This is a genomic window from Gordonia aurantiaca (assembly GCF_039939235.1).
GTDB lineage: Bacteria > Actinomycetota > Actinomycetes > Mycobacteriales > Mycobacteriaceae > Gordonia.
The window spans coordinates 272,644-295,720 of the sequence record NZ_JBDUUF010000004.1 but is presented as its reverse complement, the minus strand read 5'-3'; the positions used below and the strand labels follow the sequence as shown (position 1 = coordinate 295,720).

Annotated in this window: 20 protein-coding genes and 1 pseudogene; 12 read left to right on the top strand and 9 right to left on the bottom strand. The window is 68.9% G+C overall.

Features of this window, described 5'->3' with window-relative positions; genetic code table 11:
* Positions 1-11 precede the first annotated feature (11 nt).
* Entirely contained in the window at positions 12-2,090 is a 2,079-nt protein-coding gene (gene rocD / locus ABFT43_RS10805; RefSeq protein WP_347960349.1) for an ornithine--oxo-acid transaminase, read from the bottom strand.
* Positions 2,091-2,187: 97 nt separating this feature from the next.
* On the opposite strand from rocD, the gene ABFT43_RS10800 reads away from it, so the two are divergent.
* A complete protein-coding gene (locus ABFT43_RS10800) occupies positions 2,188-2,634 on the top strand; it encodes an Lrp/AsnC family transcriptional regulator (RefSeq protein ID WP_347960348.1) in 447 nt (148 codons plus the stop codon).
* A 274-nt stretch (positions 2,635-2,908) separates the two neighbouring features.
* Positions 2,909-3,997: a 3-deoxy-7-phosphoheptulonate synthase gene (locus ABFT43_RS10795; RefSeq protein WP_347960347.1), complete on the top strand. Its 1,089-nt coding sequence runs from the start codon at positions 2,909-2,911 to the stop codon at positions 3,995-3,997.
* 58 nt (positions 3,998-4,055) lie between these two features.
* Here ABFT43_RS10795 and ABFT43_RS10790 read toward each other — a convergent pair whose 3' ends face one another.
* From ABFT43_RS10790 to trhA, 3 genes are all read right to left on the bottom strand, one after another.
* The gene (locus ABFT43_RS10790) at positions 4,056-5,507 is read right to left on the bottom strand and encodes a PepSY-associated TM helix domain-containing protein (protein ID WP_457590136.1); all 1,452 of its coding nucleotides are present in this window, start codon (positions 5,505-5,507) and stop codon (positions 4,056-4,058) included.
* A gap of 195 nt (positions 5,508-5,702) precedes the next feature.
* The gene (locus tag ABFT43_RS10785; RefSeq protein WP_347960346.1) at positions 5,703-6,245 is read right to left on the bottom strand and encodes a hypothetical protein; all 543 of its coding nucleotides are present in this window, start codon (positions 6,243-6,245) and stop codon (positions 5,703-5,705) included.
* Positions 6,246-6,265: 20 nt separating this feature from the next.
* Positions 6,266-6,934: a PAQR family membrane homeostasis protein TrhA gene (gene trhA, locus ABFT43_RS10780; RefSeq protein WP_347960345.1), complete on the bottom strand. Its 669-nt coding sequence runs from the start codon at positions 6,932-6,934 to the stop codon at positions 6,266-6,268.
* Between the two features lie 145 nt (positions 6,935-7,079).
* On the opposite strand from trhA, the gene ABFT43_RS10775 reads away from it, so the two are divergent.
* Complete coding sequence (locus ABFT43_RS10775) at positions 7,080-7,862, top strand: isoprenyl transferase (RefSeq protein ID WP_347960344.1); 783 nt, start codon at positions 7,080-7,082, stop codon at positions 7,860-7,862.
* On the opposite strand, the gene pdxR is transcribed toward ABFT43_RS10775, so the two are convergent.
* On the bottom strand, positions 7,821-9,326 hold the full coding sequence (pdxR, locus tag ABFT43_RS10770; protein ID WP_347960343.1) for a MocR-like pyridoxine biosynthesis transcription factor PdxR: 1,506 nt from the start codon (positions 9,324-9,326) through the stop codon (positions 7,821-7,823). The genes ABFT43_RS10775 and pdxR overlap by 42 nt on opposite strands.
* A gap of 91 nt (positions 9,327-9,417) precedes the next feature.
* Here pdxR and ABFT43_RS10765 point away from each other — a divergent pair.
* Positions 9,418-10,195: pseudogene (locus ABFT43_RS10765) on the top strand (SDR family oxidoreductase).
* Positions 10,195-10,695 carry a carboxymuconolactone decarboxylase family protein gene (locus ABFT43_RS10760; protein WP_347960342.1) on the top strand — a complete coding sequence of 167 codons (501 nt, stop codon included), beginning with the start codon at positions 10,195-10,197 and terminating at the stop codon, positions 10,693-10,695. The pseudogene ABFT43_RS10765 and the gene ABFT43_RS10760 overlap by 1 nt, the downstream one beginning before the upstream one ends.
* A 3-nt stretch (positions 10,696-10,698) precedes the next feature.
* Here the strand turns inward: ABFT43_RS10760 and ABFT43_RS10755 are convergent, their stop codons facing one another.
* Positions 10,699-11,859: an acyl-CoA dehydrogenase family protein gene (locus tag ABFT43_RS10755; protein ID WP_347960341.1), complete on the bottom strand. Its 1,161-nt coding sequence runs from the start codon at positions 11,857-11,859 to the stop codon at positions 10,699-10,701.
* A 62-nt stretch (positions 11,860-11,921) separates the two neighbouring features.
* Here ABFT43_RS10755 and ABFT43_RS10750 point away from each other — a divergent pair, with 62 nt between their 5' ends.
* Positions 11,922-12,509 carry a TetR/AcrR family transcriptional regulator gene (locus tag ABFT43_RS10750; protein WP_347960340.1) on the top strand — a complete coding sequence of 196 codons (588 nt, stop codon included), beginning with the start codon at positions 11,922-11,924 and terminating at the stop codon, positions 12,507-12,509.
* Between the two features lie 13 nt (positions 12,510-12,522).
* Here ABFT43_RS10750 and coaA read toward each other — a convergent pair whose 3' ends face one another.
* The gene (gene coaA / locus ABFT43_RS10745) at positions 12,523-13,464 is read right to left on the bottom strand and encodes a type I pantothenate kinase (protein WP_347960339.1); all 942 of its coding nucleotides are present in this window, start codon (positions 13,462-13,464) and stop codon (positions 12,523-12,525) included.
* Positions 13,465-13,577: 113 nt separating this feature from the next.
* Between coaA and ABFT43_RS10740 the strand changes: the two genes are divergently transcribed.
* From ABFT43_RS10740 to ABFT43_RS10720, 5 genes are all read left to right on the top strand, one after another.
* Complete coding sequence (locus ABFT43_RS10740) at positions 13,578-14,822, top strand: DUF885 domain-containing protein (protein WP_347960338.1); 1,245 nt, start codon at positions 13,578-13,580, stop codon at positions 14,820-14,822.
* A 34-nt stretch (positions 14,823-14,856) separates the two neighbouring features.
* The gene (gene glyA, locus ABFT43_RS10735) at positions 14,857-16,164 is read left to right on the top strand and encodes a serine hydroxymethyltransferase (RefSeq protein WP_347960337.1); all 1,308 of its coding nucleotides are present in this window, start codon (positions 14,857-14,859) and stop codon (positions 16,162-16,164) included.
* A gap of 80 nt (positions 16,165-16,244) precedes the next feature.
* Positions 16,245-17,117, top strand: a complete 873-nt coding sequence (locus ABFT43_RS10730; RefSeq protein ID WP_347960336.1) for an acyl-ACP desaturase — start codon at positions 16,245-16,247, stop codon at positions 17,115-17,117.
* A gap of 345 nt (positions 17,118-17,462) precedes the next feature.
* Positions 17,463-18,770: a PhoH family protein gene (locus tag ABFT43_RS10725; protein ID WP_347960335.1), complete on the top strand. Its 1,308-nt coding sequence runs from the start codon at positions 17,463-17,465 to the stop codon at positions 18,768-18,770.
* 397 nt (positions 18,771-19,167) lie between these two features.
* Complete coding sequence (locus ABFT43_RS10720) at positions 19,168-20,130, top strand: L,D-transpeptidase family protein (protein WP_347960451.1); 963 nt, start codon at positions 19,168-19,170, stop codon at positions 20,128-20,130.
* Between the two features lie 59 nt (positions 20,131-20,189).
* Here the strand turns inward: ABFT43_RS10720 and ABFT43_RS10715 are convergent, their stop codons facing one another.
* Together ABFT43_RS10715 and ABFT43_RS10710 are read right to left on the bottom strand one after the other, a co-directional pair.
* Positions 20,190-20,396 (bottom strand): hypothetical protein, encoded by a 207-nt coding sequence (locus ABFT43_RS10715; protein WP_347960334.1) that lies wholly within the window; start codon positions 20,394-20,396, stop codon positions 20,190-20,192.
* Between the two features lie 392 nt (positions 20,397-20,788).
* Entirely contained in the window at positions 20,789-21,511 is a 723-nt protein-coding gene (locus tag ABFT43_RS10710) for a PIG-L deacetylase family protein (protein ID WP_347960333.1), read from the bottom strand.
* Between the two features lie 497 nt (positions 21,512-22,008).
* On the opposite strand from ABFT43_RS10710, the gene ABFT43_RS10705 reads away from it, so the two are divergent.
* Entirely contained in the window at positions 22,009-23,070 is a 1,062-nt protein-coding gene (locus ABFT43_RS10705) for a hypothetical protein (RefSeq protein WP_347960332.1), read from the top strand.
* The last annotated feature ends 7 nt before the right edge of the window (positions 23,071-23,077 follow it).

The following is a 23,077-nucleotide window of genomic DNA, read 5'->3' as shown; positions in this document are numbered from 1 at the left end:
CGCACCGCCGGTCAGGCCTGAGGGAGGCCCAGCGCCTCTGCGAAACGGTCCATCGCCCAATCGATCTCCCGCTCGGTGACCACCAGCGGCGGGGCCAGGCGCAGCGTCGACCCGTGGGTGTCCTTGGCCAGTACGCCGCGCTCGGCCAGCCGGATGCAGAAGTCCTTGCCCGTGCCCTGGGCCGGTTCGAGGTCGATACCGGCCCACAAACCCTTGCCTCGGACCGTGGTCACGCCCCGGCCGACGAACTCCCGCAACCGGTCGTGCAGGTGGATGCCGAGTTCGGTGGCGCGGTGCTGCCAGGTGCCGTCGGACAGCATCTCGACGACCGTGCGGCCGATCGCTGCTGCGAGCGGGTTGCCGCCGAAGGTGGAACCGTGCTGGCCGGGGTGCAGGACCCCGAGCACGTCGGCGTCGGCGACCACAGCGCTCACCGGCACGATTCCGCCGCCGAGGGCCTTGCCGAGCAGATAGACGTCGGGGACGACACCCCAGTGTTCGCACGCGAACGTCGTACCGGTGCGGCCGAGACCGGACTGGATCTCGTCGGCCATGAACAGCACGTCGTGCTCGGAGCACAGCGCGCGAACGCGCGGGAGGTAGTCGTCGGGCGGAACGATGATGCCCGCCTCGCCCTGGATGGGTTCGATCAGCACCGCGACCGTGTTCTCGTCGATGGCGTCGGCGACGGCACGCGCATCACCGTAGGGGACGCTCACGAAACCCGGTGCGTACGGTCCGAACCCGGTGCGCGCCTCGGGATCGTCGCTGAACGAGATGATCGTGGTGGTGCGGCCGTGGAAGTTGCCCTGCGCGACGATGATCTTCGCCTGGCCGTCGGGCACGCCCTTGACGTCGTAGCCCCACTTGCGGGCCACCTTGATACCCGATTCGACGGCCTCGGCGCCGGTGTTCATCGGAAGCACCATGTCCTTGCCGCACAGGTTCGCCAGTGCCGCGCAGAACGGCTCGAGCCGATCGGAGCGGAACGCGCGGCTGGTCAGGGTGACGCGGTCGAGCTGTTCGCGGGCCGCGGCCACGAGCCGGGGATGCCGGTGCCCGAAGTTGACCGCCGAATAGGCGCCCAGGCAGTCCAGGTACCGCCGGCCGTCGACGTCGGTCACCCAGGCGCCCTCGGCGGTCGCCGCGGTCACCGGGATCGGTGCGTAGTTGTGCGCCACATGCGGTTCGGAATCCGAGGCGGACGGCCCCACCTCGTGGTGAATGAGTGTGTCGGACATGAACCCTCGCCTTCTGAGTTCGAGTGTGCAGCACTTGACGCCACCGCCGCCCTTGAGCAGCTCCGAAAGGTCCACCGTGACCGGCCGGAACCCCGCGTCACGGATCATCGCCTCGAGATGCGGTGCGTGGTCGGTCATCACGACGTTGCGACCGTCGGACACGAAGTTCAGGCCGAGCACACCGGCATCCTCGTCCGAGGCGATGAGCGCGTCCGGATACAGCTCCTCGAGCAGGCGCCGCGAGGAATCGGAGAACGCGGCCGGGTGGTAGGCGATGGTGTCGTCGTCGAGGACGCCGAGCGCGGTGTCGAGGTGATAGAAGAGCGGATCGACCAACTCGAGGGTGATGACCTCTCGACCGGTCAGCGCGGCGACCTCGTCGTGGGTCTCCCGCTGCGTCCGGAACCCGGTGCCCGCGAGGATGCGGTCCCCCACGACCAGAAAGTCGCCCTCGCCCTCCTGGATTCCCTTGGTGCGCTTGATCTCTCCGAACCCGTGGCGCGTGAACCAGTCCGCGAAGACCTCGGCCTCCGGCGCCCGTTCGGGGAAGGCGAACCGGGCGACGATCACGACGTCGCCGACGCTGAGACCGCCGTTGGCGGCGTACACCATGTCGGGCAGACCCGGCTGTGGGTCGACGAGATGCACTGTGTGGCCGAGGGATTCGTAGATCTCACGGAGATGCCGCCACTGTGCGAGGGCGCGGTCGGTGTCGACGGGGATGGTGGTGTCCATCCACGGGTTGATCTCGTAGATGACGGTGAAGTGAACCGGCGGTGTCATCGCAAAGGTTCGCGGACGCGCGACACGCACCGGCGCCGTGTGGATATCCGGGCTGGTCAGCGTCATATTTCGAGGGTATCGTCGTAAATCGACGCAAACAATCGCCGTTGATTGCGCAGATGTGCAATGAATCGTCGCCAATGTGGTGGAGAGTGAGAATCCGTTGCGAACGATCGACGATCTCGACGAGAAGGTCCTCGCGTGCCTCACGCGAGACGCGCGGGCGACATATGCGCAGATCGGCGACGAGGTCGGGCTCTCGGCCCCGGCGGTCAAGCGACGCGTCGACCGCCTGGTCGCCGACGGTGTGATCCGCGCGTTCACCGCCATCGTCGATCCGCACGCGATGCAGTGGACGACCGAGGCGTATGTGCTGGTCTACTGTCGCGGCAACATCTCCCCCGAGGAGCTCAAGGCGGCGTGGGAACCGATCCCCGAGGTGGTCAGTGCCGCGACCATCACCGGCGGTGCCGATGCGATCCTGCGGTTACGGGCGCGCGATGTGCGGCATCTCGAGCAGGCCCTGGAGCGAATCCGGCGGGCGGGCCCGGTGGACAAGTCGGAGTCGATCATCGTCCTCAGCGAGCTCATCGACCGCGGTCACCCGTAGCCGGCGATGTCATTCGGGTGATGTCGGTTACAAGCATGTTGCGCCACCTGTGCTAGTGTGGTCACCGTGATCAGCACCGTGCGCGCATATTGGCGCTTTATCGAGGCTCCGGGTGGGGCCACGATGAAGCGCTGATCTTCGTATGCACGCCAACACCCGGAGCCCGAGCAGCGACCAGACGGTCGCTGCTCTTGTCGTTTGAGCGGGGCTCCACCACTGCAAGGGCGTGCCCCGGTTGTAACGCCGACAGGGCATGACCTCGAAAGGCACGAACGTGACCACTCTCCCGGATCTCCCGACGACCACCGGCGAGCACGCCGAATCGACCTCTGATCGACGGATCAAGGCGTTCCGCCCGATCCCGTCGCCGGATTCCGTCCGCAGCGAACTGCCGCTCACCGCCCGTCGTGCGCTGGCCGTGCAGCGTGACCGCGAGGAGATCGCCGACATCCTCGCCGGCCGCGACGACCGTCTGCTCGTCATCGTCGGGCCGTGCTCGGTGCACGACCCGATCGCCGCGATCGACTACGCCCGCCGGCTCGCACCGCTGGCCGAGGCGTACTCCGACCGCCTGAAGATCGTGATGCGCGTGTACTTCGAGAAGCCGCGCACCACCGTCGGCTGGAAGGGCCTCATCAACGACCCGGGTATGGACAACACGTTCGACGTCGAGCGCGGCCTGCGCACCGCGCGGTCGCTGCTGCTCGACATCATCGACCTCGGCCTGCCGGTGGGCACCGAGTTCCTCGAGCCGACCAGCCCGCAGTACATCGCCGACGCGGTCGCGTGGGGTGCCATCGGCGCCCGCACCACCGAGTCGCAGGTCCATCGCCAGCTCGCGTCCGGTCTGTCGATGCCGATCGGCTTCAAGAACGGCACCGACGGCAACGTCCAGGTCGCCATCGACGGCGTGCGCGCCGCGGCCGCCGAGCACGTCTTCTTCGGCGTCGACGACTTCGGCAACGGCTCGGTCGTCGAGACCGCGGGCAACGAGGACTGCCACATCATCCTGCGGGGCGGCACCCACGGCCCGAATCACGATGCCGAGTCGGTCGCCTCGGCCACCGCGGCCCTCGAGAAGGCCGGGTTGCCCGCGCGCGTCATGATCGACTGCTCGCACGCCAACTCGGGCAAGGACCACGTCCGTCAGGCCGAGGTCGCCGCGGAGATCGCCGCGGCGGTGCGCTCCGCCCGCGAGGCCGGCAAGGAGTCGAACATCAGCGGCGTCATGCTCGAGAGCTTCCTCGAGCCCGGTGCCCAGTCGACCGATGCCGACCCGCTCGTCTACGGCAAGTCCGTGACCGACAAGTGCATGGGCTGGGAGGCCACCGCATCGGTGCTGGCCGCGTTCGCGCGAGGCTAGGACCCCGACGGTCCGGGCGCGCCGACGCGCCCGGACCGAGTGGACCACCACCGGGCCGTCAGGCCTCGGTGGCGGTTTTCTCTTGTGCCCGACGACGATTCGCGCGAAGCCCGAGTGCAACATCGACGATCAGGAACGCCAGCAGGCTGATGCCGAGCAGCGGGATGAACCAGCCCACGACTGCGGTCACCGCAACGAGTGCAAGCGCCGACGGCCTCGACATCCGGCGGAGAGCGCCGCGCACCGGAGGCCGGTCGACGCCGAACGATCCCGAGTGCCGCGGGCGCCGTTGCCACCACATCTGGTAGCCGCGGACGATGATCGCGACCAGCGCAACCGCGAGCAGCAGCAGCCCGACCTGACTGACCCAGCCGAGCAGGATGCCCATGTGCAAGGAGATGCCCCAGTTGGTGAGCCGGGCGGCCACCGGCCAGTCGGCGAACCGTGACTCGTCGACGATCCGGCCGGTCGCGCCGTCGACGGCGACGCTGTCGGGACCGAACTGCCACGGCCGGCGCGTCTGCGTCACGGTGAACGCCTCGTCCGGTGCCGACGGGATGCTCGCCTCGACCGCGCTGCCGACTCCCGCGGAGCGGGCCACGTCGAGGACGCGATCGAGTTCTTTGACGGTCCGGGTCGAGATCGTCGGGTCCTCATGTGCGTCTGCGTGAGTCGCGCCGTGATGGTGGCCGGCGCCGGATGCGGCGGCGGAGAAGGCGCCGGAGGGCAGATCCGTGTTCACCGCGGGGGTCGTCCAGTGCAGCGCCGTGCGCAGCCCGGTGACGTTGTCGCCGGTGTACTTCGACCAGGTCAGTCCGGTCGCGGACAGGAACACCAGGCCGACGGCGATCCACACACCGACCACGGCATGGCGGTTGCGGGTCCGGTTGCGACCGGTCGCCGAACCGTCGAAGGTCACGAGGTGCCTCGCGGACCGGCGCCGGCGCATGTACGAGACCCACAGTGCGACACCGCCGAGCGCGACCACCCACAGCCAGGAGGCGGCGAGCTCGCTGTAGACGCGGCCGGGTTCACCGAGATGCAGGTTGCGGTGGAGCGAGCTCAACCATGCGCGCATCGGAAGGGCGGCCGCGCTTCCATAGGAGACGAGTTCGCCCTTGATCTCCGTTGTCACCGGATCGACGAACACCGCCTGCCGCTCGGACTCGCCGAGCGACGGGTCGTCGAACAGCACCCGGGTGGTGTCGCCGGGTTCGGCGGGCGGCCGCACGGCGGACAGGGTGAGATCCGGCCGGACACGCTGCGCGGCCTCGACCTGTTCGGAGACCGGCCGCATCTCACCGGTGCTGTCGGTGTGGAGCTGATCGCGGTAGACGATCTCCTCGATCGTCGGCGCGACCGCATACGCGCCGCCGGTCACGGCGGCGACGATGAGGAACGGGGCAATGAGGATGCCGGCGTAGAAGTGCAGGCGCCGCAACAGGGGGAGCGGGCCGCCGGAGCCGGACGGCGGATCGACGTGGGGTGGGTTGACGGGTGGGGTGGACAACTCGGAGTTCGTTTCGGAAGTCGTTTCGGAAGTCCTTGACACGAGGTCGCCTTTCGCTGAGGAGGGCGCGCGCGAGCCACGGTCCGCGAAAGCGGGATCGTCAGAAGCGATCGAGAAGCGATCGAGAAGCGTTCCGGCGCAAGCGCGCGCCGACCGGCCCGGCGGAGTCGACGGGTCGGTTGAGGGCAGGGATGGTCAGCGGGCCATCGGTGGCGGGCCACGCGTGCCCAGAGGCGCGATCGTGTGCCGGTCATGACGCACGTCCCGTGCCGGGACGAGACGGTCGAGGCGAGGACTCTCGTTCGCCGGCGGAACGAGCACCGGATGGACGAGGGCGATGATCGCGGTGAGAAGAGTCGGTAGCACGGATTCGCCGACACGGATCGCGACGGCGGTCACCAGTGTCGCGACGAGGTGCATCGCGATCATCGACGGCGACGGCGACGGCGATGCGATGCCGTGATGGATCATCGCCGGCCCGTCGAGCGCGGTGAGAGACATGTGCGCGAGAAACTGTCCGGCCACCAGCAACCCGAGGGTGACGGCCGGGCCCGGGGAACGTCGTAGTGAACCGATGGCGGCGCCGAGGACCGCGCAGGCCGCGATCATGAGCAGCAGTGAGTCGGAATCGGGCAGCGACCCGCCGGCGGTGCCGTGCGCGGCCACGGCCGCGCATGCCGAGAGCACACCGATGGCGCATCCGCGCATCCGGTGGACGGTCTCCTGGGCCGAGGTCACCGCCGCATCGTAGCGAGCGGTTACCCCGCGACGACCATCCAGGCCGCGACGTAGTGCAGCAGGGCGGCGATCGCGGTGCACACGTGGAAGACCTCGTGGTGCCCGAACGTCTTCGGCCATGGGTTCGGCCATCGGACCGCGTACAGCACGCCGCCCACGCTGTAGAGAACGCCGCCGAGGGCCAGCAGGACCATGACCGTCACCCCGGTCTCGCGCACGAGCGCGGGCGCGACCGCGACGATCACCCAGCCGAGAACGATGTAGAGCGTGACCCCCAACCAGCGCGGCGCCCCGGGCCACACGATCTTGAGGACCGCGCCGGCGATGGCGCCGGTCCACACGATCGCGAGCACCCACCACCGCGTCGGCGACGGGAGGCCGAGCGCGCAGAACGGCGTGTAGGACCCGGCGATGAAGAGGAAGATCGTCGCATGGTCGGCCCGCTTCATGCGCAGGCGGGCGCGCATCGTCTTCCACGGGATGCGGTGATACGTCGCGCTGACGGTGAACAACCCCACCACGGTGACCGCATAGATCGCGCAGGTGACGGCACCGAGGGCGCCGTCGAGCACCGCGGCTCCGATGACGAGGGCGAGACCGGCCAACCCTGCCACATACGCGGAGTAGTGGTGGATGACACCGCGCAGGCGCGGTCGGTCGTCCACGGATGGACCCAGTGTCGTGCTCATGTGGTTACGGTACCGTAACTTACGTGCGGGTAGGAGAGTCTTTCGGACATCGGTGGGGTCGGCTCGCTCGCACGGTGGAGCGTAAGGTGTCCCACGTGACACGGAGCCCAGCAGAGCCCGGCGACCTCATGGAGTCGACGGCACGATGAAACTTCTGCCGGACCGGGTTCGCCGTCCCGTCCTCAACATCTACGAACGCCGTCTCATCCAGCTCCTCGACCCGGAGCGTCTCCCGCGGCACGTCGCGATCATCTGCGACGGGAACCGACGGTGGGCGCGCGAAGCCGGCTTCGACGACGTCAGCCACGGGCATCGCGTGGGTGCCCAGCGCATCGCCGACATGCTCGGCTGGTGCTCGAACCTGGGCATCGAGGCCGTCACCATCTACCTGTTGTCGACCGAGAACCTGAACCGGTCGTCGGAGGAGCTCGACGCGCTGCTCGAGATCGTGCCCGACATCGTCGACGAGATCTCCGCGCCCGACTCCGACTGGTGTATCCGGATCGTCGGCACCCTCGAAGCTCTGCCCGGCCCCGTCGCGCAGCGGTTGCGGGCTGCGGCCGCTCGGACCGCCGACCACGACGGGATGAACGTCAACGTCGCCGTCGGCTACGGCGGACGGCAGGAGATCGTCGACGCGGTCCGCGCCCTGCTCGCCGAGAAGCTGCACGCGGGCGCCACCCCGGAGGAGATGATCGAGGCCGTCACCGTCGACGCGATCGACGACAACCTCTACACCAAGGGCCAGCCCGATCCCGACCTCGTCATCCGGACCTCCGGCGAGCAGCGGCTGTCGGGATTCCTCCTGTGGCAGAGCGCCTATTCGGAGATCTGGTTCACCGACGCCTACTGGCCGGAGTTCCGGCGTGTGGATTTCCTTCGCGCGCTACGGGATTACTCGGCGCGGAGCCGAAGGTTCGGCAAGTAATCGCGCCAGTGCCGCCAGATCGGTCGAATAGGTCGACGCCGCCGGCGTTCCGAATCCGACGACCAGGCCGCCGTACGGGAGGGGTTCGGCGTCGGGATGGCGGAACAGCGACAACCCGACGAGTCCGATGCCGCGCTGAAAGGCCTGGTGCACCAACCCGCTCTCGTCCTCGTGGTCGACGGGGATGACCGCGTGGAGTCCGGCTGCGATGCCGGGGAGGTCGAGGCCTGCGGCGGTGACGGCCTCGACGAGGGCGTCCCGTCGGGCCCGATACGCCTGGCGGCTGCGCCGGATGTGGCGGTCGTAGGCGCCCGACTCGATGAGATCGGCCAGGATCAGCTGATCGACGATGCTCGCATCCGGCTCACGTAACCCCTTGGCCTGCACCACCTTCTCGACCAGGTGCTCGGGCAGGGCCAACCATCCGGCACGGACCGCGGGGGACAGGCTCTTGGAGACCGACCCGGCGTGGATCACGACGTCCGGCCCGAGGCTCTGCAGCGCGCCGACCGGCTCGCGGTCGTAGCGGAACTCGCCGTCGTAGTCGTCCTCGACGATGACCGCACCGGTGCGCCTGGCCCAGTCCACGACCTGCATGCGCCGCCCCGGGGACAGGGCCACACCGGTGGGGAACTGATGGCTCGGCGTCAGCAACACCGCGGAGGCCCCGCTGCGTTCGAGGTCGTCGACGACCATGCCCTCGCCGTCGACGCGGATCGGGATCACGCGGGTGCCGCCTCGTTCGACCGCCTGCCAGTGGAACGGCAGACCGTGGCTCTCTGCCGCGATGACGTCGCCGAACACGGTGCGCGACAACAACTCCAGCGCGGACTGCACCGCGGTGCCCAGGATGATGCGGTCCGCGGTGGTACGTACTCCGCGCGTGCGGCTCAGGTACACGGCCAGCGCGTGGCGGAGCTCGGGGCGCCCCTGTGGATGCGCCGGTGCGAAGACCTCGTCCGCGCACTCGGTGAGGACCCTGCGCGTCGCCCGGATCCAGTCCGCGCGGGGGAACATCCCCGCGCATGGCCGGCCGAGCGAGAAGTCGTGCGGCAGATGGAACATCACCGATCCCGTGTCGGTGTGACCGATGCCGGGGTCGCGTCCGGCCTCCGGGTGCGCGGCACCCTCGGCCACCCTCGTCGACGACCCCTGCCGGGCGGTCAGCCAGCCCTCGGCGACCAGCTCCTGATAGACCGCCGACACCGTGCCACGGGCCACTCCGAGGTCCGCGGCCAGCGATCGGTACGGCGGTAGCGCGGTGCCCGGCGGCAACCGGCCGTCGAGGATGGCCGAGCGCAACGCCTCCGCGAGGGTGCGTCGCAGCGTGGCGCCACGGCCGCGGGTGCTCGCGTCCGGGTCGGGCTGCAGGTCGAGGAACAGGTCTGCACCCAGGCGCGCGGCGACCTCCGCCCACGGATCACGCGGGCCGTCCTCCGCAGAATTGGCCTCGTTTACTGCCATCGAATTGGACCACTTTCTTGTGCTAATCGAGAACTAGCGTAGGTGCAGGAGAGCACGTCAGGAAAGAAGGACGACTGCAAAGGGGATAGAGATGAAGATCGTGGTGATCGGAGCGAGTGGGGTCCTGGGCAGCCGGGTCGTCGACGAGCTCACCGAACGAGGGCACGAGGTGGTCCGGGCCAACCGGGCACGCGGCGTCGACGCCTACACGGGGAAGGGGCTGGCGGAGACGATGCCCGGTGCGGATGCCGTCGTCGACTGCCTCAGCCTCGAGACGCTCAGTGCCAAGAAGGCGGTCGACTTCTTCCGTACGACGGCGGCCAACATCGCCCGCGCCGCGACCGATGCGGGTGTCGGGCACGTGGTGTGCGTGTCGATCGTCAACGCCGACAAGCCGGCGGTGAACGCGAAGTTCGGCTACTACCAGGGGCAAGGCGGCCCAGGAGGAGGCCTACCTGGAGAACCTGTCGCCGCACGTGCTGACCATCGTCGCGTCGACGCAGTGGTTCGAACTCGCCGAACAGATGATGGGCCGGATGTCGCTCGGTCCGGTCGCCGTCGCGCCGAAGATGTGGTCGCGGCCCGCGGCCGCCGCCGATGTGGCGCGCGTGGTCGCCGACGTCGCGACGTCGGGCGGGCCGGGCGGCCGCAAGATCGAGGTCGCCGGGCCCGACGAGATGAACCTGGTCGACGTCGCGAAAGCCGTCGCGTCGCAGCTGGGATCTCCGAGGTGGGTCATCGGTGCGCCGGTCGGCGGCGCCGCGATCCGCAGCGGGGGGCTGGTGCCGACCGAGCCCGACGTCGTCACGTCCACCGCCCTCGACGACTGGCTGGCCGCGCACGCCGGCGCCGGCGCGGGCAGGTCGTGATGGCCGCGGGCGTGGGGCCGGCGTCCCGCCCGCCGACCCGCATGTGGATCCCGCGGGACAGCCCCGGCGTCTACAAGGCACTCGTCGCCCTGCAACGGGTGTCGTCGGTGGGCGTCGATCCCGAGATCACCGAGCTCCTCGCGATCCGGGTGTCGCAGCTCAACTCCTGTGCCTACGGCCTGCACATGCACGCGACGGACGCGCTCGATGCCCACATGGAGCCGCGGAAACTGCTGATGATCGCCGCGTGGCGAGACGCAGGTGGACTGTTCAGCGAACGGGAACGGGCGGCGCTCGCCCTGACCGAGCAGCTCACGCTCCCCGGCGAGAACGGCGTCGACGACGCGGTGTTCGCCGATGCGCGAGAATATTTCGACGCCGGCGCGATCGGGCAGCTGGTCGCGTCGATCGTGATGGTGAACGCCTGGAACCGAATCGCGATCGCCGGTGGCTATCCCGCAGGTCTCGACGAGCGGCGTCGGTCATCGGCCGCGCGCTGACCGCTACACCATGGCGAACGGGGAGATCTCCATGCCGATCTCCAATGATCCGGTGATCTCGCGGATCTCGTCGTAGTCGAAGACGACGTGGCCGGACAGGACGTCGACGTCCCGCCGCGCCCGCTGCATCGGGTGGTCGAGGAAGTGGACGCTCGCGCCCGACGCCTCGAGCAACGAGCCGATGATCGCCCTCGACTCGTGCACGATCCGGGCGGCGGCGAGCCGGGCCCCGGCGCGGGTACGGAGGTCGACCGTCTCGCCGGCGGCCACGATCCGGTCGATGGTCGAGGTGGTCCCGTCGAGCAGGCCGCGCAGGGCCTGCAGTCGGATTCGGGCGTCGCCCAGGCGGATTCGCGCTGCAGGTTTGTCCTTCTGCTTCACCATCTGATACGCGAGGACCCGTTCGGAGAGTCGCTGCGCGTACAGGTCGGCGACGCGTTCGGCGGCGCCGAGCGCCGGCATGGCCGCCAGCAGCGCGAGCGCGGGGACCATCGGCCACCGGTACGACGGGTTGTCGTGCAGGGCGGCGCCGGGTGTCCTGCCCGCGTAGAGGTCCCGGACCCGGATGGTGCGGTGCGCGGGGACGAAGGCCTTCTCGATCACCACGTCGTTCGACCCGGTGGCGCGCATGCCGTCGGTGTGCCAGACGTCCTCGACCCGTACGTCGGCCATCGGCAGGAGTGCCAGCACGGCGTCGGGCCTGTCGCCCGTCACGATCGCGCCGACCATGACCCAGTTGGCCTCCATGATCCCGGTCGCCCACGACCAGCGTCCGGACACCGTGAACCCGCCGCCGGCGGGCTCGGCGGTGCCGGTCGGGGCGAGCGGTGCCGGGGCGAGGTACGGGCGATCGGCGAACGCCTCCTTTTGTGCCTCCTCGTCGAACAGGGCGGTGATCCAGCCGTGCAGCGTGTAGAAGCCCAGCGTCCAGGCGCTGGAGGTGCATCCGTGCGCGAGGCGCCGGACGTGGTCGAGGATCTCGGGAAACGGCGCTTCCAGCCCGCCGAACCGCCTGGGGATCAACAGGTCGAGCAGGCCACTGTCGGTGGCGTCCCGGATGGTCTCGGCGGGTAGCTTCCGCTGCTCTTCGGCCTGTGCGGCGCGGTCGGCGAGCGCGGTGATGAACGCGTCGGTGATCGTCACCGATCCGGATGTCGGGGTCATGTCCGGAACCTAACATACGAAAAAGTATGGAAGTGGGGTTTCGCCGGCTCTAGGGTGGGGAGGTGGCTCAGACGCGGGAGCGAAGGCGCGGGCGGGGTGGCGGTCGCCAGCTGTCCGCCGACGACTGGATCGAACTCGGGTACGCCGTCCTCGCCGACGAGGGTTTCAAGCAGCTCAAGATCGACGAGCTGTGCCGCCGGATGGGCGTCACCAAGGGCAGCTTCTACTGGCATTTCACCGACGTCGCCGCCTACCGGGCCGCACTCGTCGCACGCTGGGGCGAGTGGAGCGACGAGGAGCACAGGAACCTGGAGGCCCTCGCGGACCGACCGCCGCGGGAACGGCTGCTGGGCCTGATCGCCCAGCTCACCAGCCCGCGGCATTGGATGATCGAGCGGGCGATGCGGGAATGGGCGCGCACCGACCGGCAGGCGCAGGCGAGCATCCGCACCTCCGATCGCCGCGCCCGAGAAGCGGTGCGGCGCTGCCTCGTCGACCACGGCCTCGACGAGGAGACGGCGTCGATGCGGGCGGCATGGATATTCGCGATGGGTGTGGGCGCGCTGCACCTGTCCTACACGGAGGACGATCGCGCCGCCGCGGGACGGTATGGCGCCGAACTCGTCGACCTCATGTTGCGCACCGACTGAAAAGTCGTGTGGCTCAGAGTTTCCGCAGTCGCACCCGGTTGATCGAGTGGTCGTGGTCCTTGCGCAGGACCAGTGTGGCGCGGGGACGCGTGGGCAGGATGTTCTCGATCAGGTTGGGGCGGTTGATCGAGATCCACAGATCACGCGCGGCGGCGGTCGCCTGCTCGTCGGTGAGCGAGGCATAGGCGTGGAAGTGCGAGTCCGGGTTGGCGAACGATGTCGTCCGCATCTGCAGGAATCGCGAGATGTACCACTCCTCGATGTCCTCGATCTTGGCGTCGACGTAGATCGAGAAGTCGAAGAGGTCCGACACCATCAGCGTCGGGCCCGTCTGCAGGACGTTGAGGCCCTCGAGAATGAGGATGTCGGGCTGGCGCACATAGTGATAGACGTTGGGCACGATGTCGTAGGCCAGGTGCGAGTACACCGGCGCGGCGACCTCGCGGGCCCCCGACTTCACCTCGGTCACGAACCGCAAGAGCGCCCGGCGGTCGTAGGACTCGGGAAAACCCTTGCGGTGCAGGATGCCTCGTCGCTGCATCTCGGCGGTGGGCAGCAGGAATCCGTCGGTGGTGACCAGATCGACCTTCGGGTGGGACTCCCAGCGCGCGAGGAGCGCTGCCAGGACGCGCGCCGTGGTCGACTTGCCGACCGCGACGCTGCCCGCGATCCCGATGATGAACGGCACCTGGCGGCTGGTCTGGCGTTCTCCGAGGAACGTCGACGTCGCGGCGAAGAGTCGTTGGCGCGCAGCCACTTGCAGGTGGATCAGGCGCGACAGCGGCAGGTAGACGTCGGCGACCTCCTGGAGGTCGATCTGCTCGCCGAGGCCGACGAGTTCCGAGAGCTCGTCCTCGGTCAGAACCATCGGCATCGACTCGCGGAGCTCACGCCACTGCTTTCGGTCCAGCTCCAGATACAGGCTGGGGTCCCGGTCGCTGGCGTTACGAGCCATCAGCGCAGCTCCGGGGTCGTCGTACGCGCGGATGCCCGGGTCGTCATGTCGTACAGCTTAGGGGCACGCGATTGCCTACGACACAGAGGTGTACCCGAGGTAGCCTCGGCCATATGCCGGCCGACACCGCGAACCCCGATCTCGTCACCGACTACCTGCGCCTGGGACTGGCCTTCGACCGCCTGGAGGAGGGGTTCGTCGACGCCTACACCGGCGATCCGGCGCTGCGGGCGGAGATCGAGAACGCACCCGCCCCGGAACCCACGCAACTCGCCGCGCGCGCCCGGGCGCTGCTGGCCGAACTCCCCGGCGGGCTGCCGGCCGAGCGTGCCGAGTTCATCGCCGTACACCTGCGGGCCCTGGAATGCTCGGCGCGCAGGTTCGCGGGCGAGGAGATCTCGTTCGTCGACGAGGTGAGCGCCTACTTCGACGTCGACATCGCGCCCGCCGGAACCGAGGCATACGAGGCCGCGCACGTCGCGCTGGCCGAGGCGCTCGGCGTCCCGGGGGCGACGGGTGCGGCCCTGCGCGACGCCTACGCGGCCCATCGCCGTGCCGACGAGATCCCGCCGGCCAGGGTCGACGAGTGCGTGCGGGCGTTCAGCAGCGCCCTGCGGGAACGCGTGCGGGCACAGTACCCGTTGCCGGACAACGAGATCGTCGAGTTCGAGGTCGTCACGGACAGGCCCTGGTCCGGGTTCAACTACTACCTCGGCGGTTATCGCTCCAAGGTTGCGATCAACGCCGACCTCACCCAGTACATGTCGTCGCTGCCGACCCTCATCGCGCACGAGGCCTACCCGGGGCATCACACCGAGCACTGCCGCAAGGAGCAGTTGCTCGTCGGCGCGGGACAGCACGAGCAGTCGATCTTTCTCGTCAACACCCCGCAGTGCCTCATGGCCGAGGGGCTCGCCGACCACGCGCTCACCGCGATCATGGGTCCGGACTGGCACGGCTGGGCCGCCGAGATCTACGCCGACCTCGGCCTGCGCTTCGACGCCGACCGGGCCGCTCGGGTGTCGCGGGCCACCGCACCGCTGATCACCGTGCGCCAGGACGCCGCGCTGATGCTGCACGACCGGCACGCCGACGCCGACACCGTCGCGGAGTTCCTGCAGACCTGGCTGCTCGCCCCGCCGGAGCGTGCGCGGCAGATGCTCCGATTCCTCACCTCGCCGCTGTGGCGCGCCTACATCAGCACCTACGTCGAGGGGTACCAGCTGCTCGAACGCTGGCTCGACGCCGCCGACGACCGTGCCGCGGCGTTCGGCCGCCTGCTCGACGAACCCCTCATCCCGGCGAGCCTGCGACGCGAACTCGCGGCCGCCCGCCAGAAGGCGCAGGTGGCTGGTTAGGGGATTCGGCATCGCCGTCCCTAGACTTGACCCCATGACCTCGAACTCGTCATCCGTGAACTCGATGTCCCTGGCGGAGCTGGACCCTGATGTCGCCGCCGCGATGAACGGCGAACTGAGCCGTCAGCGGGACACTCTCGAGATGATCGCGTCGGAGAACTTCGTTCCGCGCGCGGTCCTCCAGGCCCAGGGCAGCGTGCTCACCAACAAGTACGCCGAGGGCTACCCCGGTCGCCGGTACTACGGCGGCTGCGAATACGTCGACGTGGTCGAGGACATCGCCCGCAACCGCGCCAAGGAACTGTTCGGAGCGGAGTTCGCCAACGTGCAGCCCCACTCGGGTGCGCAGGCCAACGCCGCCGTGCTGCAGGCCCTCATGGAGCCGGGGGAGACCATGCTCGGTCTCGACCTCGCCCACGGCGGCCACCTCACCCACGGCATGCGGCTCAACTTCTCCGGCAAGCTCTACGAGAACGCCTTCTACGGCGTGAGCAAGGAAGACTTCCGCATCGACATGGACGAGGTGCGCAAGATCGCCCTCGACGTCAAGCCGAAGGTCATCGTCGCCGGATGGTCGGCGTACCCGCGCACCCTCGACTTCGAGGCGTTCCGCTCGATCGCCGACGAGGTCGGAGCCCACCTGTGGGTCGACATGGCGCACTTCGCCGGTCTCGTCGCCGCCGGACTCCACCCGTCGCCGGTCCCGCACGCCGACGTCGTCAGCTCGACCGTGCACAAGACCCTCGGCGGCCCGCGCTCGGGCATCATCCTGGCCAAGCAGGAGTGGGCCAAGAAGATCAACTCGGCCGTGTTCCCCGGCCAGCAGGGCGGCCCGCTCATGCACGCGATCGCCGGCAAGGCCGTCGCGCTGAAGATCGCCGGCACCGAGGAGTTCGCCGATCGCCAGCGGCGCACCCTCGCCGGCGCCAAGATCCTCGCCGAGCGCCTCACCGGTGAGGACGTCGCCAACGCCGGCATCTCGGTGCTCACCGGCGGCACCGACGTCCACCTGGTCCTCGTCGACCTGCGCAACAGCAACCTCGACGGTCAGCAGGCCGAGGATCTGCTGCACCAGGTCGGCATCACCGTCAACCGCAACGCCGTGCCGTTCGACCCGCGCCCGCCGATGGTCACCTCGGGTCTGCGCATCGGCACCCCGGCGCTGGCCACCCGCGGCTTCGGCGAAGAGCAGTTCACCGAGGTCGCCGACATCATCGCCACCACGCTGGCCGCCGGCACGTCCGCCGACGTCTCTGCGCTGCGCGGCCGCGTCTCCAAGCTCGCCCTCGACTTCCCTCTCTACGAGGGACTCGAGGAGTGGGGCCTGATGAGCCGCATCTGACCGGATCCCACGGACGCCGTCTCGCGAGGAGTGTGACCTGAATTGCTCCGCGCGAGGCGGCGTACGTATTCTTGGCAACGATGAACGCACTCACTGAAGACGACCTGATCATCGCCCTCGAGAAGGCTCTTCCCGAGATCGCCGAAGAGCACAGGGCGGCCGCCACCCCGTGGCAGCCGCACGACTGGGTGCCGTGGGACGAGGGGCGCAACTTCGCCTTCCTCGGCGGCGAGGACTTCGATCCCTCGCAGGCCACGCTGTCCGACGAGGCCCGGGCCGCGCTGCTGGCGCTGCTGCTGACCAAGGATCAGCTGCCGTCCTACCACCGCGTGCTGGCCAAGCACTTCCCGGCGTTCTCCGAGTGGCGTCAGCTCATCGGCGTCTGGACCGCCGAGGACAACCGGCACTCGATCGTGCTGCGCGACTACCTCATCGTGCGCCGCGCCGTCGACCCGGTCGACGCCGAACACCGTCGTCTGGTGCACGTGACCAAGGGTTACCGCCAGAGCTCCGAGGAGATGGCCGAGCTCGGCCCGATGGACGTGCTCGCCCTGATGGCCGTGCACGAGAACCAGTGCGTCAGCTTCATCAAGCGCCTCTCGGCAATCGCCGACGATGAGGTCCTCGTCCAGATCCTGTCGAAGATCTCCGCCGACGACGACCTGCAGTCGACGACCTTCGGCAAGTTCCTCAACGCCGGCATCGTCGCCGACCAGGACACCACCGTCATCGCGATGGACAAGGCGCTCGCGGTCGGCCGTGCCGAGGCGATCGGCCACGACATCGACGACTTCGACGCCGAGCGCGCGCTCATCGCCGACTACGAGAACGAGGACACCTGGAAGGAGATCGCGACGGCGTTCGCCGACGCGGTCAAGCTCGACTCCGTCGAAGGACTCGGCGACGAGGCCGAGGCGGCGCGTCAGCGCATCCTGTCCCGCGCCCGCGGTTAGGCACGCGCGGCGAGACAAGTTCTCACGGCGCCATCAGGACGAGAAAAGTCCTGGTGGCGCCGTTTGCGTCCCCGGGGCTGACGATACCCGCGTTAACGCGAAATTCACGCCGACACACCTGATCTCGACGAGCCGAGGGGCCAATTCGCGCGTACGTTGACGGGTGACGGACCGCGGGGAAGCGATCCGTCCGGGAGGTTCGATTCGTGGTTTGCACCAGCATCGCGAGGGGACCGGCCCCGGTCCTCGTCCACCTCGGCTGACGCCGAGGACCCGGACATTCGGACCAGCCGGTCGACTACAGAACTGGTTTGTGCGGGCGCCGCACGAACGTAGGAGCCCCACGTGACCACACGCACCTACGTCCTCGACACCTCCGTGCTGCTGTCCGATCCCTGGGCGGTCATGCGTTTCGCAGAACACCACGTGGTTCTTCCGCTGGTGGTGATCAGCGAACTCGAGGGCAAACGTCACCACCACGAGCTCGGTTGGTTCGCGCGTGAGGCATTGCGCCTGCTCGACGACCTGCGACTGGCCCACGGACGGCTCGACCTCCCGATCGGGATCGGCTCCGAGGGCGGCACCCTGCAGGTGGAACTCAATCACACCGACTCGGCGGTGCTCCCCGCCGGCTTCCGCACCGACAGCAACGACTCGCGCATCCTCGCCTGTGCGCTCAACCTGCGCGCGGAGGGCAACGACGTCACGCTGGTCTCCAAGGACATCCCGCTGCGTGTGAAGGCCGGTGCCGTCGGGCTCGACGCCGACGAGTACCACGCCCAGGACGTGGTGGTCTCCGGCTGGTCGGGCATGGCCGAGCTCGACGTCGAGACCGCCACTGTCGACGCGCTGTTCGCCGAGGGTGTCGTGGACATCGACGAGGCCCGGGAACTGCCGTGCCACACCGGAATCCGGCTGCTCAGTGCGACGTCGAGTGCGCTCGGACGGGTGAACGAGGACAAGCGGGTGCAGCTGGTGCGCGGTGACCGGGAGGCGTTCGGGCTGCACGGGCGTTCGGCGGAACAGCGGATCGCGCTGGACCTGCTGCTCGACGACAGCGTCGGCATCGTGTCGCTGGGCGGCAAGGCCGGCACCGGAAAGTCCGCGCTCGCGTTGTGCGCCGGGCTGGAGGCCGTGCTGGAGCGCCGCACCCAGCGCAAGGTCGTGGTGTTCCGTCCGCTGTACGCAGTCGGCGGTCAGCAACTCGGCTATCTGCCCGGTGGCGAGGCCGAGAAGATGGGTCCCTGGGCGCAGGCGGTGTTCGACACCCTGGAGGGCCTGGCGTCGCCCGAGGTCATCGACGAGGTGCTGAGTCGCGGGATGCTCGAGGTCCTGCCGCTGACGCACATTCGCGGCAGGTCGCTGCACGATTCGTTCGTCATCGTCGACGAGGCGCAGTCACTGGAACGCAATGTGCTGCTCACGGTGCTGTCCCGGCTGGGCGCCGGATCGCGGGTGGTCCTGACCCACGACGTCGCGCAGCGCGACAATCTGCGCGTCGGCCGGCACGACGGGGTTGCCGCGGTGATCGAGAAGCTGAAGGGGCACCCGTTGTTCGCGCACATCACCCTGACGCGCAGTGAGCGTTCGCCGATCGCGGCACTGGTGACGGAGATGCTGGAGGAGTTCGGGCCCTCCGCGCCGGGAGCGTAGCGAGCGGGCGGGGTGTGTCCGCGCCGGGAGCGTAGCGAGCGGGCGGGGTGTGTCCGCGCCGGGAGCGTAGCGAGCGGGCGGGGTGTGTCCGCGCCGGGAGTGTGTCCGCGCCGGGAGCGTGGCGAGCGGGCGGATCTGCCGGGAGGCCGCGTCGAATCCCCAGAAAGGGGACGGCGCGGCCTTCTCGTGTCGGTCCACAGCACGTTGCCTGCCGGGCGTCTGCCCGCGGAGTAGAGGATCGCGGAGCGTCGAGGCCCATCGGGGATGTCGTGGATCACCCCGATGCGGCCTGGGTGGAAGGTTGATCCGATCCTGACGGCACCGTGACCATCACGTGACTCACGGGCCACTTGCGCACTGGCACACTGGTGTGGTGCTGAAGTTACTGATGGGGCGAATGAGACTTCTGGGACTACTGGTGATCGCGGTGCTTGCGGCGTGCGCGGGTGGGGCCGGCCAGGCGTTCGCCGAGCCGGAGACGACTTCACCGACCACACCCACCACACCGACCACGCCGTCGATCCCCGGTGCGGGCCCGGGGCTGGGCATCCCGATCCTCGACGAGATCCTGAACAAGCTCTCCGGGCAGAACGGGTCCGGCGACGGGATCGGTGGCACGAGCGGTGGCGACACCTCGCAGATGATCGTCGTGACCGCGCCCAAGGCATCGGACACCACCGCCACCCTCACGGCCTTCGAGAAGGGCACCGACGGCAGCTGGAAGCCCGTCATCGGGCCGACCCGGGCGTTCCTGGGCTCGCTGGGCATGGGTGAGCCGCAGGACAACGTCTACCGGACGCCGGCCGGCACGTTCGCTCTCGACCAGGCCTTCGGCCGTCAGGAGAATCCGGGCACCAAGATGCCGTACATCAAGGTCGACCGGCAGGACTGGTGGGACTCCAACCCCAAGTCGCCGACGTACAACACGCACGTCCGCCAGGCTCAGAGCCCCGGCGGCGACAGCGAGAACCTGTACGACTCGGGGCCCGTGTACGACTACGCGGTCAACATCGCGCACAACCCGCAGCGGATCCCGGGCCGGGCGTCGGCGATCTTCCTACACGTCACGAACAACCAGCCGACCATGGGCTGCGTTGCCATCGAACGCGAGCTCATGAAGAAGGTGCTCGTCTGGCTCGACCCAGCGAAGAGCCCGAAGATCACCATCGGCGTGAATCAGGGCCCGCCGGCCGGCGAGGCCCCCGGAGCCACCCCTCAAACAACCCCGGGTACCACGCCGCCGACGTCTCCCGAGATCCCCGGCGCGGAAGTGTTGCCCGATCTGCTGTCACTGCTGGTCGGTGTGGTTCCCTCTCTCTTCGGACCGGGGACCGCGCTCGGAACCGGTATCGGGGGCTGACCCCTCGCGGAACATGACGGATCGCGAAACGAAGAGCGACACCTGGGGCCTTGTGGGCCTCAGGTGTCGCTGATGCTGAGCCGGGCTTGCCGGCACGCGGGACAGAAGGTCTCCTCGGCCCCGATGTGCCAGCCACTGGCGCGGGCCAGATCGTCGATTCCCTGCGGCGGGACGTTTCGATGAACCGTGAAGACGCGTCCGCAGCTGTCGCAGTACCGGTCCGACGAACCCTCGGTCTCGGCGGACATGGGTGAGACGGCTGTCATGGTTTCTTACCTCTCGGACGATCGACTACTTCAGTGTGCCGAAGTGTGAGCTGGATCTCATAGACCCCAACGGCAGATAAGATGTCTTTTGGTCCGGTCAAAGGACACGAGTTGAGAGAACCCGATCCGTCACAGCCGCCAAGCGGATGTCCGCTCGGCGACCAGCGCCACCGATTGTAGCCCGCTGAACAGGCCGAATCCCACCACGAGCCACACGGAGAGGCCTGTGACGGCGGACACGAGGAACGCCAGGAGGCTGACGACGAGAACGCCCGTGAGCGTGATGGCTGATCACCTCCATCCGTGAGCCCGACCCCGAATGTGACGACACCACCACCATCTCGTGGCGCGGTCGTGATCGGGAGGGGCCGAAGGTCACGGGGGAGTGAGGCCTAGGTCGGGTCCACCATGGTCCGGGAGTCCCGGGAGCGCTTCAGCTCGAAGCCCGACACATGCCGCCCGGAGGCGTCCCGCGGGGCGGTCGCCGACTCGATCTGACGGCGGGCCTGGTCGGGGACCGGCGTGTCCGGGTCCAGTACCGACAGGTAGCGGTCATGGGCCGCCAGGGACCGCACGGCGATCTCGATCTGATCGTCGACGTCGACGACGTGCGTCGGCGCGGGACCGTTCTCGAACAACCACGCCGGCGTGGCGTCGGGCAGCCGGCGTGCCAGTTCGTCGTACGCGTCGAGGACGGCGGCGGAGAACTCCATGTGGTCGCGCTGGTTCGGTTGGCCGGGCGCCCATTCCGGCCCGCCGTACAGCGACAGGATCACCTGCGGCGCAACGCGTTCGACGGTCTCGGTGATCTTCGAGCGCAACTCCGGGGTGTTGCGGATGTCGCTGTCGGGAAAACCCCAGAACTCGACCTCGTCGACGCCGACGATCTTCGCCGACGCGCGCTGCTCCGCCTCTCGCAGCGGCCCGGTCTCGGCGGGCGTCAGTCCCTCGATGCCGCGCTCGCCGCTGGACGCCAGCGCATAGACGACTCGCCTGCCCTCGCCGGTCCATCGTGCGACCGCGGCCGCCATCCCGTACTCGGGATCGTCGGGGTGGGCGACGAGCACCAGTCCGGTCTGCCACTCCGTCGGGAAGGGGAGAAGGTTCGTCGGCATGCCTCGACGGTAGCCGGTCGGCCTTGGCGCAGGGTGATCTCGGTCCGCGAAGCACACCGAAGGTGTTCGTATCCGATCGAGGGGCGGAAGCGATCAGAAATCCTCTGAGACCCGGATCGAGCGCTTCGACCGGCGTGAGGAATCACCCGGCTGCGGTGCACGGCACCGATGAGGTCGACGACGGCTACGCGGTCGACCGTTCCGAAGGGCGGAATCCGCGATTCACCGACCGCGCGACGACCAACACCGTCACCGTTCCACCACGACGATCGACAGTGCCGGTCAGGGCATCACCTCTTCTCGCCGATCCTCGTCGACCGGGTGGCGGGGCGCCGAATTCGCGGATACCACCGATGACGGTGGACATGGCCCGAATGTGTCCTCGACACGTCTCGCAAACGCCTGTCGAGTGACCGGTCGGCCAAAGGTGTGGCGAGACATAGTGATCGCACCACATGGATGTGGTGATCGATTTCACGGAAAGGAGCGGTGTTCGGATGACACCTCGACTTCTCGGCCGCACCAGATCGCTTGCCTCGGCAATGGCGATGGCGGTGACCCTCGTTGCCGCGGCGTCCCTCGGCCCCGGTGGCGCGACGGCCGACACCGGATCTGCCGGTTCCTCGTCGGGTTCTTCGTCGGGTTCCGCGATGTTCGGTTCATCCTCCGGGTCCTCGGACCTGTTGCCGCAAGGAGGGGTGCTGGGAGGCGTGGCCCTCTCGGTCGGGGCCGGCGCCTCGGCGACCGCCATCGGCCCCGGCATCGCGGTCTCCACGGCGGGTATCAACCGGACCGCGACTGCGGTGTCGGTGCTGGGGATCGCGGCGGCGTCTGCGCCCACTCTCAGCCTCGGCGGCCTGAACTCCGGGCAGGTCACCTGCGTCGGGGTATTCGCCTATGCCCACTCATCCACCGCCGGTGACTGTGTCGGCGTCCTGGGCCTCCTCGAGGGCACTCACGACAAGCCCGGCGGCACCGTCAGCCTGGCGCTGAAGAACCCCTTCGCGCTGCTCGCCGACGGCCTGAGTGCGTCCGACCTCATGGCCTCGCTGAGCTCGGGAGAGTCGCTGCTGAGCAAAGACATCTCCCGGCTGACCCTGGGCGGTCCGGATATCGTCGCGCTCACCAGCGACTACGGCTTCAAGCCGGTCTCGAAGAACGGCGCGGCCATCGAACTGGCCTGGCTCGGCACCGAAATCGGCCTGTTCCCCACGACCAAGAACACCGCCGGGTTCCTGGGGGACAACTCCTCCGTGAACTACCTCGGCCTGCCGCGAATCGGGTCGAGCAACGCCGGGATCATCCCGGAGATCTCGGTGGGAGACTTCGTGGTTCCCGGCCTGGGGACCATCCCGGGCTGGTCCACCGGCTCGCCGGGGAGCGGTTCCGTGTCCGGTTCCGGTTCGGCCGACGGCGGCTCCTCGTCGGGATCGGCAGACACCGGGTCCATCGGACGTAAGACCGGTTCCGCTGCATCGACGGACGTGGTCGTGCCCGGCGGGATCGGTGCCGACGCCCTGGTGAAGCAGGTCGCCGGCCTTCCGCCGCGGCTACCGTGATGACCCG

What these genes read in the sequence shown, in the direction of transcription:
- rocD (WP_347960349.1), bottom strand. Translation starts at nt 2,090, where the DNA reads ATGACGCTGACCAGCCCGGATATCCACACGGCGCCGGTGCGTGTCGCG.
- trhA (WP_347960345.1), bottom strand. Translation starts at nt 6,934, where the DNA reads ATGAGCACGACACTGGGTCCATCCGTGGACGACCGACCGCGCCTGCGC.
- ABFT43_RS10775 (WP_347960344.1), top strand. Translation starts at nt 7,080, where the DNA reads ATGAAACTTCTGCCGGACCGGGTTCGCCGTCCCGTCCTCAACATCTAC.
- pdxR (WP_347960343.1), bottom strand. Translation starts at nt 9,326, where the DNA reads ATGGCAGTAAACGAGGCCAATTCTGCGGAGGACGGCCCGCGTGATCCG.
- ABFT43_RS10760 (WP_347960342.1), top strand. Translation starts at nt 10,195, where the DNA reads ATGGCCGCGGGCGTGGGGCCGGCGTCCCGCCCGCCGACCCGCATGTGG.
- ABFT43_RS10755 (WP_347960341.1), bottom strand. Translation starts at nt 11,859, where the DNA reads ATGACCCCGACATCCGGATCGGTGACGATCACCGACGCGTTCATCACC.
- coaA (WP_347960339.1), bottom strand. Translation starts at nt 13,464, where the DNA reads ATGGCTCGTAACGCCAGCGACCGGGACCCCAGCCTGTATCTGGAGCTG.
- ABFT43_RS10740 (WP_347960338.1), top strand. Translation starts at nt 13,578, where the DNA reads ATGCCGGCCGACACCGCGAACCCCGATCTCGTCACCGACTACCTGCGC.
- glyA (WP_347960337.1), top strand. Translation starts at nt 14,857, where the DNA reads ATGACCTCGAACTCGTCATCCGTGAACTCGATGTCCCTGGCGGAGCTG.
- ABFT43_RS10730 (WP_347960336.1), top strand. Translation starts at nt 16,245, where the DNA reads ATGAACGCACTCACTGAAGACGACCTGATCATCGCCCTCGAGAAGGCT.
- ABFT43_RS10720 (WP_347960451.1), top strand. Translation starts at nt 19,168, where the DNA reads ATGAGACTTCTGGGACTACTGGTGATCGCGGTGCTTGCGGCGTGCGCG.
- ABFT43_RS10715 (WP_347960334.1), bottom strand. Translation starts at nt 20,396, where the DNA reads ATGACAGCCGTCTCACCCATGTCCGCCGAGACCGAGGGTTCGTCGGAC.
- ABFT43_RS10710 (WP_347960333.1), bottom strand. Translation starts at nt 21,511, where the DNA reads ATGCCGACGAACCTTCTCCCCTTCCCGACGGAGTGGCAGACCGGACTG.
- ABFT43_RS10705 (WP_347960332.1), top strand. Translation starts at nt 22,009, where the DNA reads ATGACACCTCGACTTCTCGGCCGCACCAGATCGCTTGCCTCGGCAATG.